17 protein-coding genes are annotated in these 17,799 nt (G+C 36.6%); all 17 read right to left on the bottom strand.

All coding sequences use genetic code 11. From position 1 onward, the window contains the following. Positions 1 to 34: 34 nt before the first annotated feature. The 17 genes from CKV70_RS00345 to rplI all read right to left on the bottom strand — a co-directional run bounded on the left by CKV70_RS00345 (position 35) and on the right by rplI (position 17,798). On the bottom strand, positions 35 to 475 hold the full coding sequence (locus CKV70_RS00345; protein WP_003724897.1) for a DUF5381 family protein: 441 nt from the start codon (positions 473 to 475) through the stop codon (positions 35 to 37). A gap of 33 nt (positions 476 to 508) precedes the next feature. Then, positions 509 to 844 carry a hypothetical protein gene (locus CKV70_RS00340; RefSeq protein WP_003724896.1) on the bottom strand — a complete coding sequence of 112 codons (336 nt, stop codon included), beginning with the start codon at positions 842 to 844 and terminating at the stop codon, positions 509 to 511. A gap of 103 nt (positions 845 to 947) precedes the next feature. Then, the gene (locus CKV70_RS00335) at positions 948 to 1,910 is read right to left on the bottom strand and encodes a hypothetical protein (protein ID WP_014601569.1); all 963 of its coding nucleotides are present in this window, start codon (positions 1,908 to 1,910) and stop codon (positions 948 to 950) included. Then, the gene (locus CKV70_RS00330; protein ID WP_003734176.1) at positions 1,907 to 2,221 is read right to left on the bottom strand and encodes a hypothetical protein; all 315 of its coding nucleotides are present in this window, start codon (positions 2,219 to 2,221) and stop codon (positions 1,907 to 1,909) included. Before CKV70_RS00330 ends, CKV70_RS00335 begins: the two co-directional genes overlap by 4 nt. A gap of 11 nt (positions 2,222 to 2,232) precedes the next feature. Continuing rightward, positions 2,233 to 2,871: a hypothetical protein gene (locus tag CKV70_RS00325; protein ID WP_014600358.1), complete on the bottom strand. Its 639-nt coding sequence runs from the start codon at positions 2,869 to 2,871 to the stop codon at positions 2,233 to 2,235. An 18-nt stretch (positions 2,872 to 2,889) separates the two neighbouring features. Then, positions 2,890 to 3,198, bottom strand: coding sequence for a hypothetical protein (locus tag CKV70_RS00320; RefSeq protein ID WP_009924116.1), 309 nt, complete (start codon positions 3,196 to 3,198; stop codon positions 2,890 to 2,892). Between the two features lie 11 nt (positions 3,199 to 3,209). Further along, positions 3,210 to 3,644 carry a hypothetical protein gene (locus tag CKV70_RS00315; protein WP_014930787.1) on the bottom strand — a complete coding sequence of 145 codons (435 nt, stop codon included), beginning with the start codon at positions 3,642 to 3,644 and terminating at the stop codon, positions 3,210 to 3,212. Beyond that, positions 3,634 to 3,951: a DUF4176 domain-containing protein gene (locus CKV70_RS00310; protein WP_003724890.1), complete on the bottom strand. Its 318-nt coding sequence runs from the start codon at positions 3,949 to 3,951 to the stop codon at positions 3,634 to 3,636. The genes CKV70_RS00315 and CKV70_RS00310 overlap by 11 nt, the downstream gene beginning before the upstream one ends. A gap of 5 nt (positions 3,952 to 3,956) precedes the next feature. Continuing rightward, the gene (gene essC, locus CKV70_RS00305) at positions 3,957 to 8,453 is read right to left on the bottom strand and encodes a type VII secretion protein EssC (RefSeq protein ID WP_014600356.1); all 4,497 of its coding nucleotides are present in this window, start codon (positions 8,451 to 8,453) and stop codon (positions 3,957 to 3,959) included. A 13-nt stretch (positions 8,454 to 8,466) separates the two neighbouring features. Continuing rightward, positions 8,467 to 9,663, bottom strand: coding sequence for a type VII secretion protein EssB (essB, locus tag CKV70_RS00300; protein WP_014930786.1), 1,197 nt, complete (start codon positions 9,661 to 9,663; stop codon positions 8,467 to 8,469). A 21-nt stretch (positions 9,664 to 9,684) separates the two neighbouring features. Then, complete coding sequence (locus CKV70_RS00295; RefSeq protein ID WP_003721683.1) at positions 9,685 to 9,936, bottom strand: EsaB/YukD family protein; 252 nt, start codon at positions 9,934 to 9,936, stop codon at positions 9,685 to 9,687. Positions 9,937 to 9,953: 17 nt separating this feature from the next. Continuing rightward, complete coding sequence (gene essA, locus CKV70_RS00290; RefSeq protein ID WP_014600354.1) at positions 9,954 to 10,469, bottom strand: type VII secretion protein EssA; 516 nt, start codon at positions 10,467 to 10,469, stop codon at positions 9,954 to 9,956. Then, the gene (gene esaA / locus CKV70_RS00285) at positions 10,459 to 13,665 is read right to left on the bottom strand and encodes a type VII secretion protein EsaA (RefSeq protein WP_014600353.1); all 3,207 of its coding nucleotides are present in this window, start codon (positions 13,663 to 13,665) and stop codon (positions 10,459 to 10,461) included. Before esaA ends, essA begins: the two co-directional genes overlap by 11 nt. A 148-nt stretch (positions 13,666 to 13,813) precedes the next feature. Beyond that, positions 13,814 to 14,107 carry a WXG100 family type VII secretion target gene (locus tag CKV70_RS00280; protein WP_003721680.1) on the bottom strand — a complete coding sequence of 98 codons (294 nt, stop codon included), beginning with the start codon at positions 14,105 to 14,107 and terminating at the stop codon, positions 13,814 to 13,816. Between the two features lie 316 nt (positions 14,108 to 14,423). Further along, positions 14,424 to 15,716, bottom strand: a complete 1,293-nt coding sequence (locus CKV70_RS00275) for an adenylosuccinate synthase (protein ID WP_014600352.1) — start codon at positions 15,714 to 15,716, stop codon at positions 14,424 to 14,426. Positions 15,717 to 15,974: 258 nt separating this feature from the next. Beyond that, positions 15,975 to 17,327 (bottom strand): replicative DNA helicase, encoded by a 1,353-nt coding sequence (dnaB, locus tag CKV70_RS00270; protein WP_014600351.1) that lies wholly within the window; start codon positions 17,325 to 17,327, stop codon positions 15,975 to 15,977. A 24-nt stretch (positions 17,328 to 17,351) separates the two neighbouring features. After that, a complete protein-coding gene (gene rplI, locus CKV70_RS00265) occupies positions 17,352 to 17,798 on the bottom strand; it encodes a 50S ribosomal protein L9 (protein ID WP_003724881.1) in 447 nt (148 codons plus the stop codon). Position 17,799: the final 1 nt, after the last annotated feature.

Raw genomic sequence — 17,799 nt, 5'->3', positions numbered from 1 at the left:
TCATTTACCACTGTTTCTTAAACCTTGCAATTAATCATTCATATTTGTTTTTTAAATAACCTATTTGTTTGATTAATTCTGTGGCAGAACGTTCTATTTCTTTTGTATTTATATTATATTTGTGAATTCCGCCATTCTTCCGTACATATACAGTCAGATATACGGCGCCCCAGTCTCTACGCAAGGCTACTTTTTCAATTTCATTCCACTTAAAGCGTTTACCCCATCCCTCAATACCTTCTTGATTCACTTTAAGCAGTGGCTTACCCGAAAAAAAATGCTTAGCTACAGTAAAATAAGTTGGTGCCACGATAACTAAAAGGATTATTCCACAAGCACCTAGTAATAACGATTCTTTTATTTTAAATAAAATAAAAATTCCAAATAATAATATAGGCAAGGTATAAAGCAATTTAATAATTGTTTTCCCTTTATTTTGCTGAATTATAATCTCTGAAATTTCATTTGAATTCATTTTATTGAGTCCCTTTCGAATTGGATTTATATACTATACCTCTGTTTTAATGACGCCTTTTTCTAACAATATTTCTCGATCTTTCTCTGTTTCTGGTTCCCACCCGTTGTTCATCTTCCCGCGGATAAACCATGTATTATAATTGGATTCAAAGAGTAAAGTTACCATAGCCATGATAGCTATTCCGATATCTCTATCATAATTCAAAGTGATGAAAAGCCCCGCTCCATCTAATATTACATAAAGAACGAAGAATTTAATATCTCCTCGGAGTAAAGGACCAAAGAACGAAAGAAATACACAGGTCCAGCAAGAACCAACTTTTGTTGTAATCACATTTCCATCACTGGATTTTAAATTAATATACATTTTTTCCTCCTTTTATTTGTAACGCACATGGTGAAGTTGTTAGTAGTCTCATATAGATACTGCTGTCATTTTTATTAGGTAAAAAATCTTATATTTTTAACTGTTAACTTGCTTGATAGTTACCCACTGTATATTCTAGTTTTAAATCTCGAATTTTTTTCCAGCCTTTATATATACCTTTTGTTTCCCAGTCATCCCTCTTTGCTTCTACCTTGCTCTCTTTAACATATTCAACCGTCGGATCAATAATTTTATCTGCAGCAACGGAAATAATGGCGCCTGCGATAGCGCCTTTAACACCACTTACACCAAAACCAGCTAATGCCGTAGTAGCTAGTTTCCCAACAGCAAAATCAGCACCTTTTTTTATTGCTATACCTGTTAGATCTCCTGCAAGTCGAGAGGAATCTTTGCTATTTCCATAACTGTTAAAACTTTTTAGCGTGTCTGAGATGAGGTAGGCTGTTGAAATATATTTTCTAGGGTTATTTAATACATCTTTTGCTCCCCCTTTAAATAATTTACCGTCTTCCATTCCATACAAATTTATAATGTCCTTACTGGAACCATAATATTCTACTGTATCGTTAATCAATTTTGTGTACACATTATCTACCAAAGTATCTAGTAGGGTATCCCTTAGGTTTTGTATATCACCTTTTTCTGATGTGAGAATTCTCTTCAGTCCTGACACCTTTGAAAGTTCTTGATAAGCTACTGCTTTAACATTACCCATTAATTCTTTATAACCTGCAGAGTTAGGATTTCTAAACTCAGAAACTTGCTGTGCATACAATACTTCTACACTCATAAACAATTCTTCTATAACTGAATTAGATTTAGAGAGATTTGTGTTTATAAATTTCTCATATTCTATAAGTCTTTGGTTATTCTTCTCTATTCGTCCCCTCTGTTCAACGACATCTTGGTCTTTATCACATAAACTATTATTTTTCAGCACTTTTAATAGCTCTTCTGTTTCTTGCGTATACCTACCTGCTGCAATTTTAAGCTCAAGACTAATATTTTGAGCTTCGGCGATATTGAATTTTATTTTTCCGCTCATTTAGTCCTCTCCATTCCATAGTTAAAGGTTTGTCCCAACTGACCATCAAGTTCTTTATAACTTTCCCTTAACGCCTTAACTTTTTCATGATTCCTTGTAATAAATACACCAAATTCTTTTTCTAGATCATTCATTAATTCTGTTATATAATTTTTTATTTCGTCGCAAGCAATACCTGAAAAATTACTTGCTAAGTTGGTCCTAACTGCTAGTAATTCAACAGAAACTTCTTTCTGGGCATCAATGTAATTTGTTACATTGCTTTCAACCTTCTTCAAAAAATCTGGATTTACCTTAATTTCTTTTGCCATCTTTCTCCCTCCTATTTTATAACTGTATAATCAATGTTCTTCAGTTGAATAACTACATCATTAGTATTTATTTTAATCATATCCTCTCCGTTTTTCTCTGAAGGATCAGTCAAGAATGCTATCCCAGTTGGAAAACCTTCATTTGGTTTAATTTCTCCAACTTCATTTTTTATAAAACTATACATCCCATTATCTATAAAAGTCATATCTGTTTGATTTTTCAGTTTTACATTAACTTCAAAGTTGATATCTTTTATAGTTGTATTTGTGCCATTAACAACAACAGCAGAACATTCTAGTTTATTTACTGTCGGATTGTAGTAACAGTAGTCTCCAATCAGAAGGGTAATTGAGTTATCAATAATTAATTGTGTTGTATTATTAAATTTCTTTAAGTCTTTCTCATACATATCTAACGTTTCATCATTTAAATAATCTGCTTCTGGCGGCAACTTCACTGTTATAAGCTGTTCATGCTGGGGTTTCCCTTCATTACTCTCAATCTTTACTTCTTTTCCTTCTTCTTCAACACTTTTAGTCTGTTCCTTTGTATCTGTCTTTTCAGCGTCTCCATTTCCGCATCCCGTTAAAATTAAAGTGGCGGCAATCATTGTTACTCCTAATCCTTTTAACCAATTTCTACTTTTCATAGTTTAACCTCTTTCTTTTTAAACGCCTTTACTTACTGCGTTTGCTGCTGTTTTATCAATTTCTTCTACACTTCTACAATAGTCGACTATCACTTCTTTTAGGTTTCTAATTACTAAACTATATTGTTCCCCATAACTTACTAGTACTAATAGGCTCTCAGATAAAGCATCTGCTGCTTCCCCACTAATCTCCTGGCTACCTACTATAGTGCCCATTTTCTTATTGATATTATCAAAATTGTCTAGACTTGAAATTAGTTTATCTAATTTAGGATTAATACTTCCTTTATCCATTTTCACTGTTTTATCTGGCATTGGACTTACCATATTTCATCCTCCTATCTCAGGAAATTATTTTGCCGAAACTCTTTTATTAAACGTGTTTTTACACTGCCATCACATGATAAGTAGATTAACTGATTTAATCGTTCATTATACTTTTGTTTAAATTTAATTGGATCGATTTCTGCAATACGCCATGTATAGCTCCTATTACTCTGATATTCTGCTTTATATGCTGCTTCAATTCGTTTGATACGAGCAGTAATTTTTTCATCAATTTCTCTTGCATATTCCGTTGTTTCTTTGATTTTCTTTCTAACTGCTTCATTTAATTTTCTGTAAGCATCCTCTGTTTTTGCATTTGACCAGGCACTTGCAAAATCATGTTTTTGTCTACATAATAACTCTTCTTCATTTTCCATCATTTCTAATTTTCCGGACAAATCAACCTTCAACTCAATTAAAACTCGTACACGTTCATCATAATTCAAGCATCTCATCCTCCTCTTCTGGAGAAACACCAAATTCTTCTTTCTGCCATTCTCTCATTCTCTTCACCAAGACTACCTCATCATCATCTACAAAACCTCTAAACTTCACATCTGTTATATCTTCTGCATCAAATGCCAAAATATTGTCATCCTTTGTCCCTTCTGGATAAACTACACCTCCATAATCATAAAATTCTTTTTCTTCATCTCCCTGAATTGTAATTAATCTACTCGTAATCATAACTTTCTTCAGGCTTTCTTTTAAATAAACAACGCTTCCAATAGGTAATATTTCTTTTGTTAGCATTTTCCTTACACCTCTTCTTCATATTTTGCAATTTTTATTTTTTGCCACTCTTGACCTGCTATTACATAACCTTCCTCAGGTAATAATTCTTGTTCTCTATAAATATTAAACGAGAAGGAGAATGGGCTTGAATTCGATAGTCGATCAAAGAATATATAGTTTCTTTGAGCTTGAACAGCTTTATTCAAATCACCATATCCTTTAAATGCTTGAATCGAACCACTTAAAATTAAATAGCAACCATATGTTTTTCCATTGTTAATCATATCTATTAGAGTTTTTTGATCTTCTTCATCAAGAGCTTTTAGTAAGATATCATAATCTCCCACAAAAACAACTATATCTTTTAACCCTTGAATCATGGCCGTTACGCCTAAATTATCCCCTGCTTTTCGAAGTTCATCTGCTTTTTCAGTTCTGGATTGATAAATAGAAAGCACTTTTTTCATGTTCTGTTTTAAATCCTCTGTGTTATTACTGTACAAATTGGCTTTAGTAGACATTTCCACTAAATCAAAATTTGCTGTATCACTAATTAATAAGGAAATATTTGGATTTTGCACAAGAGAATTAGCTATATTTTTATTTATACTTACTAAGTTTCGTCCAGTTGCATCGGCAATAATTAGTACTCCGGTTTGCTTGTAATCAATGCCCACTGGTTTTACGTATTCAAAATCAACTCCGATAGGTATATTTCCATTTGCAACGACCTCTTTAGTTTCCATCCATTCACAAAAATCAGCTAGTTTAATTTTTTCTGGAATCATTGGTACGCTCTCTGGAAGTTCTCCTTGCCAACCTTCTCTCATTAATTTTGCTTCATTTCGAATACCTTCAATCTGTTGAATTGTTTCTTCTCCTTGCGATGGTAACGTCGTTTGAAATGTTGTAACTGTTTCTAATTTTACAAGCGCTCTTCCTGGATACTCTTCAAGTGGTGTATCCGTTCGACCAACAGTTGATGATATATCATTTTTATCAATTAGATATAAAGCAATCATTTGTTTAATATTAGTAGCCATTTGTGTTCTCAAACTCATATGCCTTGATGCGCTAATAATCATAAACATTCCAATGGATGCACCTTCACGAGTAATTTGAGTAATGATTTTTTCAAAATCATCCCCTAAGCCTGCATCTTTTACAGCGTCGTAATTATCTAGAACAATAATAATATTAGGTAGTTCTTTTCCACTTGCTCTTTCATACTGCTCTATATTTGCAACACGATATTGGCTAAGAAGCTTCTTTCTTGTTTTTATTTCATTTAGGCAGATTCGTAAAAATTTCTGTATTTTTTCAACTTCATCCACCATCATTGTATCAGCAATATGTGGCAGATCTACTAGAGGTAGCAACCCATTCGTCCCAAAATCCAACAAATAAACATGCAGTTGCTCTGGATTATGTTGACGTGCTAAATCCATCACTAAACTTTGCAAGAAGGTTGATTTCCCAAACCCTGGGCTTGAGAATACTGCCACGTGTCCATCTTTTGTTAAATCTAGTGTTAGTGGGACTTGTGCTTGTAATTCGGGTTGATCCAGTAAACCAATTGTTGCTTGAAGTGGTTTTTTCGGTTCTTTCCATGCTTCTTCAAAATTGACTGGATGTAAGTCTTGGGCGAAGATTCGTTCAGGAAGAGGCGGCAACCAAGGTCTCGGCAACGCCTCAATCCCCGAAGCCTCCGTATATTCATGAATATGATCAATTACCGCATCAAGTTCACTCGGCAACTTAGTCAAATCATCCTTCTTATCTAATCCGCTCAAATCCTCTGTCAAAATATCATACTGACCCAAGTCATTAATCGCATAAATCGTCGTATCAATATAATCCGTGCTTTCCTTATCGGGCACGTAATCTGCGCCACTCCAAGCACTTTGGAACAGTTCGTAAATCTCATTATTACCAACTTGCAAGTACGAACGACCTGGTAGTGTGATTTCTGCTGCATCTGGTGTTTTCAAAATTTCGTTTGAATCGCTGGCGTTTTGTACTTTGAGGGCCAGTTTGAATTTGGAGTTGGACCAGATTTGGTCATCCACGACGCCGCTTGGTTTTTGGGTTGCTAGGATTAAATGGATTCCGAGTGAACGCCCGATACGTGCTGTCGAAACAAGTTCTTTCATAAATTCTGGTTGTTCTGATTTTAACTCGGCGAACTCATCCGAAATAAGGAATAAATGCGGCATTGGTTCGGTCGCTTTTCCTTGTTTGTATAGTTTTTGGTATTGGTTGATGTGGTTGACATCGTGCTCGCCAAATAACCGTTGCCTTTTCTGCAATTCAGCTTTGATGGAAGCTAGTGCACGCATGGATTGCGCGCCGTCCAAGTTTGTAATTGTTCCCAGTAAATGTGGCATATTTTTAAATAAGTTCGCCATACCTCCGCCCTTATAGTCAATCAGCAAGAACGCGACTTCATATGGGTGGAAATTGACGCCAAGTGAAATGATATAAGACTGAATGATTTCTGATTTACCAGAACCAGTTGTTCCGGCTACCAAACCATGCGGACCGTGTGCTTTTTCATGTAAATTCAGTTGAACAATATCGTCTTTTCCGCGCAAACCAAGTGGTACAGCAAGGCTCTTATACGTTTCATTTTTCGCCCAGCGTCCAGCAATGTTTAGCTCCTCGACGCGCTCTACACCGTACATTTCAAGGAAAGTAACGGATTCTGGGATCGAGTTCTTCAAGTTTTGAAGATGGTTTAGCGGCGCAAGAGCCCGGCTGATTACTTCTTTGTCAAAATCTGCTGGCAAATGATCCGGAACGAACGCTCGGTTTACAAGGTCGCCTTGTTCCAAAATAATGTTCCCGCTCTTCGCATCACGAATATCCACGACCGTTTTCACGTGTTCTGGCAAGCTCTCCATTACGTCCTGTACGAACACTAAAGAAACACCTAGTTCGCTTGGATCTTCATTGAAGAATTCCATAACCGTGTGATCGAGTACTAATTTTTCGTCGGTAATTAAAACCACATAATGTGGCGTAAAGTATAATTTTTCCTGTTTGCTCGCTTGTTCAGTAAGCGCTTGTTTACGCTCTTTTAAAATTTGATAAAGAGAATTCAATACTTGGTCGCGCGAACGTTCATGATAAACAAAACCACGCACATTCACATCACGCATATTCGCATGCGGTAGCCAGCGCATCCAGTCCCAATCCACCTTTTCTTCTTCTGGGAAAATCGTAATAAATTGCAAATCATAATAACTATGGAAAAGGGATGTTTGCATTACTAACATTTGCAGTTGTTCTAATACTAAACGGCGTGGCCCGATATACCCCACTGGTCCGTGCATTAAATCTGTCGCAACTGGTACTTCATTGATTGATAAATACTGTCCTTTGATTTTCACAGCTTCTTCTACAAGTTCGTCTTTTTCTTGGCTGAACTCTTCCTGTTGGAATTCCACGGAAAAGCTACTTGCTTCGTCGCCGCGGCCAACTCGGAAAGTTAAGAAATCATGGTGGAACATTGTTTTTTCGTAAATACGCGAATCCACACGTAGTGCCATTTTTTCTAGTTCAGTTACATCTGGATAGTGATATGTTAAAGCGTGGCGCTGTTTTTCGCTTGTTTCGTGCAATTCTTTCGTTTTTCGTTTTAAATATAAATCGTAGCTTTCCACGCGTTGTTTCGAATCGATTTTGTATTTTTTACGTGATTTTATGTAGTTAAGAATCGCCATTGTGATTGTCACTGCTGACATTGCGATTGTCATAATAATATAAAGTCCACGTGGTTGGAAAATCGAAATCATGACCGTAATTGCTACCATGATTAGTGGTGGTAGAATGATTTTAATTAAGCCATCTGTTGGTTTTGAGGGTTTACTTGACGGTTTCGCCATGCTAATTTTTTCTTCTGGCGCACGGTAAATAATCCGCGGTGAACGGTGGTAATCCGGATAATCTTCCCCGAACGAATTGTCCGCAGCAAATAAAGGCGCTAATTTGCTCGTCACGCGATTTTTCACAGCTAGCACACTAATATCTTCTTTTCCGATTGTAATCGTCACACCGTCTGTATAGAGCTGATCGCCCGGTTCTAGAACGCAGTCTTCCGTTACTAGAGAAAAGTTATGATAAACTTCGCCATTTAAGACTTGTAACTTAAACAGTTTTTCCTTTGCATCACGTAAAAGTATAAAATCTGATTTTGTATCATCTAATGTGACATCATTTTCTATTCCAACGCCAAATGTCACAGAAATATTCGTTACAACATCATAAACTTGCGTATGTAAATCTTGGCATAGATAGAATGCTAAGTTCTCTACATTTACAGCTTGATTCGCCTGGAGCGCTGTTGTTCCAGCATTCCAAGCGCCTTCATCGTATTTAACTTCAATCGACTCAGCCAGTTCAGGATAAGTGATTTCGTGTTCGATTGTATTCCCAATTGTCACGACTTTTTCAGGAGACAAGTGGTTTTTATGACATTGCTGCCCGTTACTAACAATTAATAAAGCCTCTCTATTCATGGTCCATTCTCCCTTATTTTGCTTCTGTATTTGTTGTTTCATCTTCAGTTGTTGTTGATTCATTTACTTTTTCATCGTATTCTTTCAAGCTTTCTTCCAAAGTTTTTAGTTTTTCCACTTTTTCATCGCCGCTTAATGTTGTATCACTTTGTACCTGTTCAATTTGTTTTGTTAAACTGTACATCGCAAGCGTTGGGTCGTCTAAAAGTTTGGCAATATCAAGTGATTTACTAAATTCTCCGCGACCATTGTAAATCCAGTAAAGTAAGTTTTTGGCGTCAGATTTTAAGCTGATTGTATTCATAATGTTTTCTTTCTTTTTATCGCTCATTTTTTCACCCTTAACATAGGAATAAGCTAATTCATATTGGACAGACTGCGGCATTTTTTCTGGATCCACATTTTCTAGACCTGTAATCACTTTATCGTAATCTGTTTTCAGGAAATTCTCGTTTGCCGTTAGTAAATCATTTTGCAGAGGGACTTTAACGAAGGCAAAATAACTTACTGGAATTGCAAGTAAAATAGCGACGATAATGAAACCAACCGCCAACCCACGGAAAGTACTGTATTTTTTCTTCGGTACGCTTGCCATATTTTTTTGAACCGCCGCATGCTCTTTCACGTAAGCTTCTTCTAAAATAGTAGCAATATCTTGTACCGTTTTTGCATCTAATATACTCTTCTCAAATTGCGTTCCTCTAGCCCCTGATAGCGAGCCATTATACAAGTTTTCAAAAGAGAATTTCTTAGAAAACATCGCAATAACGAAACATTGATATTGTTTGAAAAAAGTTTCTTCTGTTAGTTCATATGGCGGTAATATATTTTTAATGCCCCGATGAACAATACTTGGCACTAGGTTAATATCGAAAATCAGATTATCCGGGTGTAAAAAGAATGTATAGCGCGTGTTTAACAATTCGCCTAAATCCGCAATATTCCGCAGTGCGCGCAGTTTATCTTCACGTCCCATTTTTCGAACTTGTTCAAATCCATAAGTACGTTTCGCAATCTCATAAGAAATTGTATACGAATCGCTATCACTTGAGATTTTTGCAGGAGTAAAATGTGTCGCAGGTTTTTCTAATAGTTCTAGTTGTGCGAGTTCTTTAGCGTGTGTTTTTGATTTTGGAAACGTAATGCTCCAAACTAGATCCTCATAAGTAAAATCGTAAGTTATTCCGTCCATTTCTATTGTCTTATTCATCGTTTTTATTCTCCTTTTTTTCTATAAAATTTCTAAAATGTCTCCGTCCGCAATTTGAAAATTAGTCAATTTGTCATCATCGCTTAGTAATATCGCTTTATTCGTTGTTTTTATCGTACATTTGGACAAATCTTTGTAATCGATTTTGAGCGTTTCTGCCAAATTGATAATTAATGCTTTGATTGGTTGATGCACCGGAATTCGCAAATCATACTTACTTGCTCCCCAATTAGTGAAATCAACTGTCACATTCATATGTGTGTTTTTAGCCAATTAAAACTCCCCGCTTTCTATTCAAAAACATTGCGCGCAGCCACATAAATCCCGCCTGCTAAAGCTACAAGTGTCCCTGCAATTGCTCCACCAACTGTTTTTTGTTTTGTTTTTTTCGTTTCGTCTTCTACTGTTGTTTCCGTAGTAGTAGGTGTTTCCGTGTTTACAGCTGTTGTCTCGTACTCGCCTGTAAACAACTTCTCTTTCGTTTTTTTTACTGTTTCGCCAGATGTAGGTTCTTCTTCAAAAAGTGAGTCTTTAATCCGGTCATATTCCGCTTTCTCTGCCGCTTTTTCTTTGGCGATTTTTTCATCCATTTCGTCAGTAAAAAGTGGAATTCCGTTCTTATCGAGCTCCGTTTCCTCCATCTGTTCTAGTTCTTTTGTTTTTTCTTCTTCTGTTTTTTGAAGTCTATCTGTTTTGATGTCCATTTTCCCATTGTTTTCTAAATAGCTATCTGAATCCGCAGCGAGAACTCCCGGAGCAAAAGCAAAACAAAGTAACATAAGTAGTGCTACTATTTTATATTTCATCTGAATCGTCCTCCTCTACTTTTTCTTTAGAACGGTGCCAGACAAATAGGTTGAGACCAGTAAATACTACTGTCGCGCCAATCAAGCTGTATACGACAATAATATAATCCTTCTGTGCACTCAAAATCCCATTCAATAAGTATTCCATGTATTGAAGTGGCGAGAACGTTCTGAACGTCGCGAAAATAGATTCATTATCAATGTTAAGTCCAACTGCATCCGTTAAGAATAGATACAAACTTAAAACGAGTAAAATAATCGACATCCCAATCATGTTGAACTGACGTAATAAATATGAAAAAGCAGTAACTAACGTCATCATAATTAGAACGCAGACACCTATCCATAGGAACATCCCAATTTCTCCAACTTCAAAAATAAATCCTGAAATGGCGCCTATTATGAGCCCCTCAATAATCCCAACACAGATCGCTAGGAAAGTAATTGGAATATTTTTAAAGACAAGCGACATTTCTTTCTCAAATTCATTTAATTGTTCACGTTTTTTCTCTTGGTGTGAAATAACGTAGCTAGTGAAAATTGCCAGAATCGTACAAATCAAAATCATGAAGTATGGCATTGATTTGTCACCCGCAACAATAGTCCCGGCATTCATCTTATCGACCGGACTACTTAAGAAACTATATAGATTTTCATTTTGTCGATCACCAACACGGCTATTTTCCATAACCTTAGCGAAATTTTTCTGGAACGTTTCGTCGTCTTCCAATTTTCCGCTTAAATCATCGGATAGTGTGGAGGCTTCTTTTACTAAAGTTTCTCCGCTTTGTTGAATATTCTTGGCTTCCTTATCGATCGCATCAAAAGTTTTGTACACGACTTCCGCTGACTTCAAATTACCTTCAGAAGTACCAGCTAACGATTCACTTTCCGCTAAAAGCCCGGCAAATTCGGAGCTTAATTGCAGTGCCATCGTGGCTTCTTCGCCAGATTTTTCTAAAACAACGCCATTTTCTTCTATTAAACCTTTACTTTCCTCTCGCCAAGATTCTAGGTTTTGCAACGTTAACGCTAGATTTGTATTTAAATTAATGGCTTCTTGCGTCGTTTCGTTTAATCTATTTGTTACGTCTTCTGATCTGGAATTGGCCTCAGCCATTGTATTTTTGTAGTCATCAATTCGCTTCTCAAAAGCTTTAATTTTTTTCGTATAATCTGCCACAAACCGATCTGTAGTAAGATTTACAAAGCTACCAATCACATCTTCTTTATTAAAAATATAATAATACGAGGATGCTTTCGCAGAATTTTCTAGCGTCACTTGATAATTACTAAAATCCGGTATTTGTCCAGAATCACTCGCATCAATTCCGTAATATAAATCAAATAATGCTTGTAGTTTATAGTAATCTTTTACTGTATTAGTAATTGCTTTTACAGAACTCTTCGTCTCATTCAAATATGTTGGTGCAGTGACCTTAATCGGTACAGGTTCTTTTCTAACTATTAATGAAGTATCCGGGGTAGTAGGATCAAGCTCTGATGGAATTGTTGGCATTTCACTATATTCTTTTTTCTCATATTGCTGCAATGTAGCATTCCAATTCACAGCACCAATTAATGGAACATTGACACCTTCTCGCAACTTCGCTTTTCCGGTGATTTTAATCTCTGCCGGTGTACTTCCAAGCGCCTGTATACTAAGCTTTATGCCATTTTCTCCGTATGCAGTTTGTTGAACTAACTCTGGATTACTGCTTCCATTAACCAAACAATCAACATCTGAAAAAGTGAAATTTTCATCTAAAGTTAGAATTATTTCTGTTGGATAATCGCTACCTTCAACCGTATAGGAACTGCTTTCTAGCGCGACCCCTTCGGATTTCAATCGATTAATCGTATCGCTTTTCAGCGTGTCAGTTGGTAGAGTTTTAGGATCAGTCGTAAAGCTAAAACCTTCGCTAAAAGCACCGCGATGGTTACTATAATATTCCTTAGAAAGCGTTACAACATTTTTGTACATCTCTTCATCAAGCCCAATCGATGCTAATTGGTCCGCATTATATGTTGGTAATGATTGTATTTCCTTAACAATCATTTTGTTAAAGCCAGCATTAATATCTTCTCCGGTCAAATCTTTAAGACCAATTTCATTCAACTTATCCGAGTACTCGTTTTCTTGTAAAATACGCAACAAGTCATTATAAACAGCCGTCCGAAAATCATTTTCGAGCGTTCCCATAATTTCGGCATCCACCGCATCAATCCGTGCATTGGTTTCAGCTATATAGCTCTGTAAAGCCTGTGTTTGTGATAACAATGAATTACTATCTTCTAAAATTTGAAATTCTGAAGTCATTTTCGCATTGGCTTGTTCTAAAGCGGCAGTTTGCATTCGAATATCTTCTGCCGATAAAGTGCCATCAAATTTTGACAAGTTTTCTGTGAATTCTACCCCAAAAGGAGCGTTTTCCTCTTGTGTTTTTGTATAAGCATCCATGTTTTTCATATGTTCTTCGTTTTCTTTTTGAGAGAGAGTTAGGCTTTCCTCAAATTCTTTCATAATATCTTGGAAACCTTGGAAGCTCTCTTTAGAAGTTCCTGTGTAGTCTTGCACCGTTTTAAACTGTTTTGTGTAGTTGGATAACGGATTATTTACGTCTTTATTGTAGATAGCGTCATACTTTTTCTCTTCTTTAACTAGGGTTCCAATATTATCCTGCGCTTCTTGTAAAGTTGTTAAAATGCTTGCAAAATAAACATCAATAATCCGTGAATTGAAATCTTCCAATACAGAAGCTGCTGTTTTTTCGGCTTCCGCTTTTAGATCGCTATTTCCTACATCGTTAACTTTGTAGCTAATTGTCACTTTTTCTGGGGCGCTCGAAGTCATTGACATTGCTTTTTCGGAAAAGTCACTCGGGATAACGATCATCATATTGTATACATCTCGTTTTAAGCCACTTTCTGCAACTCCGCGGCTAACAACGTACCATTCATGCGTATCATCTTTTTCAATACTTTTAACAAATTGATTACCAAACTCTACTTGTTTTCCTTGGAAGTTGTCTCCTTGGTCCTCATTAACGAGTGCAATAGTCATCTTGTGTGTTTTTTCACTATTATTTTTAGACTCTTTATTCGAACTTTGATTCAAAGCCAAATAAGTAATTCCTGCCGAAAGAAAAATCGCCAAGACTAAAAAGAGTAAAATACTCCATTTTACTTTCTTCATTCATGTCCCACTCCCGCTGTGTCTTTTTTATATAAATACCTTTTTAGGCATAAGCTTTCTATGTTTAGAAAAAGCCATGCAAAAAACTGCATGGCTTTTCGTAAAGCATCCAACGATATTTGTATGTATGCCCCACTTTTTGTTGATTTTAGAATCCGAAGTTTTGAGAAAGTTGTTGATCGTGCTCTTCTACTGCGTTTGCTGTCTTCTCAAGTTGATCGTTAATTTGATCCATTAAGTTTGCGAATTCAGTTACTTTTGGTTTTAATTGTTCAAATTGATCATCAAAACGCATAAAAGCTTGACCTTCCCATTCGCTACGTAGTTGTTCTTGTAGTTGGCTTAAACGACTTAGAATATCCTCAATATCTCGACCACTTTGACCGTAAGTTTTCGCGCGATCACGTAGTTCGCTTGGACTCATACGAATTTGACCTGACATTCACTTCATCTCCTCTTATTATCTATTGTGAATAAGATATCACTCATAAATTATAACACGAATTCACAAATCGAAATGTGACAAAAATACGAATAAAATATCTACAAAGCCTTGATAATTGGTCTTTCCATAACAACATTTCTATATAAAAAGATGTGTTTTTCACAAACTTCATTTTCTTTTGTTAACTTTTTCAACTTTTGAAACAAAAAATTGTATACCATTCCAAAATCACTTTTATTTTTATATAGCGAGAATGCCATATAAAAAAAGCCCATCCAAGAATACACCTTAGATGGGCTTGATAATTATTTTATTAAGCTAAACGCCAAACGCTTTTAATGACATGTGTTTGAGCGCGATCAGGGCCTACAGAAAACATAGAAACTTGCACTCCCGTAAGTTGGGCGATACGCTCCATGTAATGGCGGCAGTTCACTGGAAGATCATCTAGTGATGTAACTCCAGTAATATCTTCCGTCCAGCCTGGAAGTTCTTCATAAACAGGTTCGCAACGAGCTAAATCTTTCAAACTTGCTGGGAACTCTGTAATTGTTTTTCCGTCTAATTTGTAAGCTACACAGATTTTAAGTGTCTCAATTCCTGTCAAAACATCAAGTAGTGTTAACGATAAATCTGTTAATCCACTAACACGACGCGCATGACGAACCACTACGCTATCAAACCAACCTACACGACGCGGACGACCAGTCGTTGTACCATATTCATGACCGACTTCACGAATAGTGTCACCAATAGAATCAAATAATTCTGTTGGGAAAGGACCATCACCAACACGTGTTGTATAAGCTTTCGCCACACCAACAACATGATTGATTTTTGAAGGACCAACACCACTACCGATAGTTACGCCACCAGCAATCGGGTTACTTGAAGTTACAAATGGATATGTTCCTTGATCAATATCAAGCATAACCCCTTGCGCACCTTCAAATAATACACGTTTACCATCATCTAATGCGTCATTTAAAACAACAGATGTATCGCAAACATATTCTTTAAATTGTTGACCATATTCATAATATTCTTCTAAAATATCTTCTAGTTTAAAGCCTTCAAGTTCGTAAAAACGTTCTAATAAACGGTTTTTCTCGCCAAGATTATGCTCTAATTTCTCTTTAAATGTTTCTTTATCTAATAAATCAATAATACGAATACCTACACGCGCTGCTTTATCCATGTAAGCTGGGCCGATACCTTTTTTCGTTGTACCGATTTTGTTTGCGCCCTTACGTTCTTCGTCAGCTTCATCAATACGAATGTGATATGGTAAAATAATGTGCGCACGGTTAGAAATACGCAAATTAGAAGTATCCACGCCTTTATCATGAAGATATTTTAATTCCTCCACTAAAGCCTTTGGATCAACAACCATACCGTTACCAATAACACTAATTTTTTCTTTGTAAAAGATACCTGATGGAATTAAGTGTAATTTGTACGTTACGCCATCAAACTTAATTGTATGACCTGCATTGTTCCCACCTTGATATCTAGCAATCGCTTCTGCATTCTCGGAAAGAAAATCCGTAATCTTCCCTTTTCCTTCATCGCCCCACTGTGTTCCTACTACAACAACTGAAGACATTTAAACACCTCATTTAATTGGTCTTTGATAGCTATGCGTTTTTCATAGCCTCTTCATTTTCCACTATACATTGTACCGTTTGCCACCAAAATAGTCAATGGATTTACGAACATTGATTTGTAAGGTAATTTTATCGTTCGCTTTTTTAATCCTTTTAAGGGAATTTCAAAGTCTATTAATAGTAATGCGTTACCTTTTTGCATAAAATAAAAACCTTGCAAACTCCAAATTCAATTAGAAATTCACAAGGTTTCCTTATTAAGCCATTGCGTCGTCGTAACGCACTTCTAAATTCACAAACTTATTGTATTCTTTTACAAAGGCTAGTTTCACGTCACCAACTGGACCATTACGTTGTTTCGCAATAATAATCTCAATCGTGCCGTCATTCTCACCTTCTCGGTCATAGTAATCTTCCCGGTATAAAAAGGCGACAATATCCGCATCTTGCTCAATCGAACCAGATTCACGAATATCTGACATCATTGGTCGTTTATCTTGACGTTGCTCTACACTACGAGATAACTGCGAAAGCGCAATAACCGGTACTTCAAGTTCCCGCGCCAAAGCTTTTAACGACCGAGAAATTTCAGAAACCTCTTGTTGTCTATTTTCGCCACCACGACCGCTCCCCGCAATAAGTTGCAAGTAATCGATCACGATCATGCCAAGACCAGTTTCTTGTTTTAAACGACGACATTTGGAACGAATCTCATTCACACGAACACCCGGCGTATCATCAATATAAATCCCAGAATTAGAAAGTGTACCCATCGCGATTGTCAGCTTTTGCCAATCATCGCTCGTTAAAGCACCCGTCCGTAAATTCTGCGCATTAATATTACCTTCTGCACAAAGCATACGCATAACAAGCTGTTCCGCACCCATTTCCAAACTAAAAATGGCCACATTCTCGTCCGTTTTCGTTGCAACATTTTGCGCAATGTTTAGAGCGAATGCTGTTTTACCAACAGAAGGACGTGCGGCAACAATAATTAAATCATTCCGCTGAAATCCAGCTGTCATTTTGTCCAGCTCGTTAAATCCAGTTGGAATCCCAGTAATATCACCTTTGCGATTATGCAAAATTTCAATATCGTCATAAGTTTTAACAAGGACATCTTTAATATTCTTGAACGCCCCAACATTTTTGCGTTGCGAAACTTCCAAGATACTCTTTTCCGCCTCGTCCATAAGCATGTCGAGCTCGTCCTCGCGCGAATAACCATCTGTCGCAATTTGGGTAGCCGTTCTAATTAAACGTCTCAGAAGCGCCTTATCCTCGATAATATGCGCATAGTATTCTAAGTTAGCAGCAGTTGGCACAGCCCCGGATAATTCCGTCAAATATGGCAAACCACCCGCATCTTCCAAATTACCTTTGGCAGCAAGCGCCTCATAAACCGTTAATACATCGACAGCTTTCCCGTGGTCATTCAAATCAAGCATTGTTTCAAAAATGATTTGGTGACCACTACGATAAAAATCATCCGGCATTAAAATTTCAGAAGCGGTAATCAGCGCATTCGGCTCAAGAAATATCGCGCCCAGTACAGCTTGTTCGGCTTCAATATTTTGTGGTGGTGTTCTGTCCTGGAAATTATTATCCACTGTCTTACGCTCCCTTAAGAAAAATTATTCTTCACTCACATGTACATCAAGTGTTGCCGTTACTTCATGGTGCAACTTCACCGGCACCTTCGTATGTCCTAAAGCTCGAATCGCTTCTGGTAAGTCCATTTTACGTTTGTCTATTTTAATACCATGTGTTTTTTCAAGCGTTTGAGCAATTTGTTTAGATGTAATAGAACCAAACAATCTACCGCCTTCACCAGACTTCGCTTTTAATTCCACTGTTAAATTTTCCATTTTTTCTTTCAAAGCTTTTGCTTCAGCTAGTTCTTCAGCAGCTAATTTATCTTCTTTTTTCTTTTGCGCTGAAAGAGTGCTTAAAGCCGCATTGTTAGCCTCAACTGCGTAACCATTTTTAATTAAAAAATTGTTTGCATAACCATCAGCAACATTTTTAGTTTCACCTTTTTTACCTTTACCTTTTACGTCTTTCAAGAAAATAACTTTCATA

This window comes from Listeria monocytogenes (assembly GCF_900187225.1).
GTDB lineage: Bacteria > Bacillota > Bacilli > Lactobacillales > Listeriaceae > Listeria > Listeria monocytogenes.
Note: the sequence above shows the minus strand (reverse complement) of the source record. Positions and strands in the feature narration are given on the sequence as shown.

What these genes read in the sequence shown, in the direction of transcription:
- CKV70_RS00345 (WP_003724897.1), bottom strand. Translation starts at nt 475, where the DNA reads ATGAATTCAAATGAAATTTCAGAGATTATAATTCAGCAAAATAAAGGG.
- CKV70_RS00340 (WP_003724896.1), bottom strand. Translation starts at nt 844, where the DNA reads ATGTATATTAATTTAAAATCCAGTGATGGAAATGTGATTACAACAAAA.
- CKV70_RS00335 (WP_014601569.1), bottom strand. Translation starts at nt 1,910, where the DNA reads ATGAGCGGAAAAATAAAATTCAATATCGCCGAAGCTCAAAATATTAGT.
- CKV70_RS00330 (WP_003734176.1), bottom strand. Translation starts at nt 2,221, where the DNA reads ATGGCAAAAGAAATTAAGGTAAATCCAGATTTTTTGAAGAAGGTTGAA.
- CKV70_RS00325 (WP_014600358.1), bottom strand. Translation starts at nt 2,871, where the DNA reads ATGAAAAGTAGAAATTGGTTAAAAGGATTAGGAGTAACAATGATTGCC.
- CKV70_RS00320 (WP_009924116.1), bottom strand. Translation starts at nt 3,198, where the DNA reads ATGGTAAGTCCAATGCCAGATAAAACAGTGAAAATGGATAAAGGAAGT.
- CKV70_RS00310 (WP_003724890.1), bottom strand. Translation starts at nt 3,951, where the DNA reads ATGCTAACAAAAGAAATATTACCTATTGGAAGCGTTGTTTATTTAAAA.
- essC (WP_014600356.1), bottom strand. Translation starts at nt 8,453, where the DNA reads ATGAATAGAGAGGCTTTATTAATTGTTAGTAACGGGCAGCAATGTCAT.
- essB (WP_014930786.1), bottom strand. Translation starts at nt 9,663, where the DNA reads ATGAATAAGACAATAGAAATGGACGGAATAACTTACGATTTTACTTAT.
- essA (WP_014600354.1), bottom strand. Translation starts at nt 10,469, where the DNA reads ATGAAATATAAAATAGTAGCACTACTTATGTTACTTTGTTTTGCTTTT.
- esaA (WP_014600353.1), bottom strand. Translation starts at nt 13,665, where the DNA reads ATGAAGAAAGTAAAATGGAGTATTTTACTCTTTTTAGTCTTGGCGATT.
- CKV70_RS00280 (WP_003721680.1), bottom strand. Translation starts at nt 14,107, where the DNA reads ATGTCAGGTCAAATTCGTATGAGTCCAAGCGAACTACGTGATCGCGCG.
- CKV70_RS00275 (WP_014600352.1), bottom strand. Translation starts at nt 15,716, where the DNA reads ATGTCTTCAGTTGTTGTAGTAGGAACACAGTGGGGCGATGAAGGAAAA.
- rplI (WP_003724881.1), bottom strand. Translation starts at nt 17,798, where the DNA reads ATGAAAGTTATTTTCTTGAAAGACGTAAAAGGTAAAGGTAAAAAAGGT.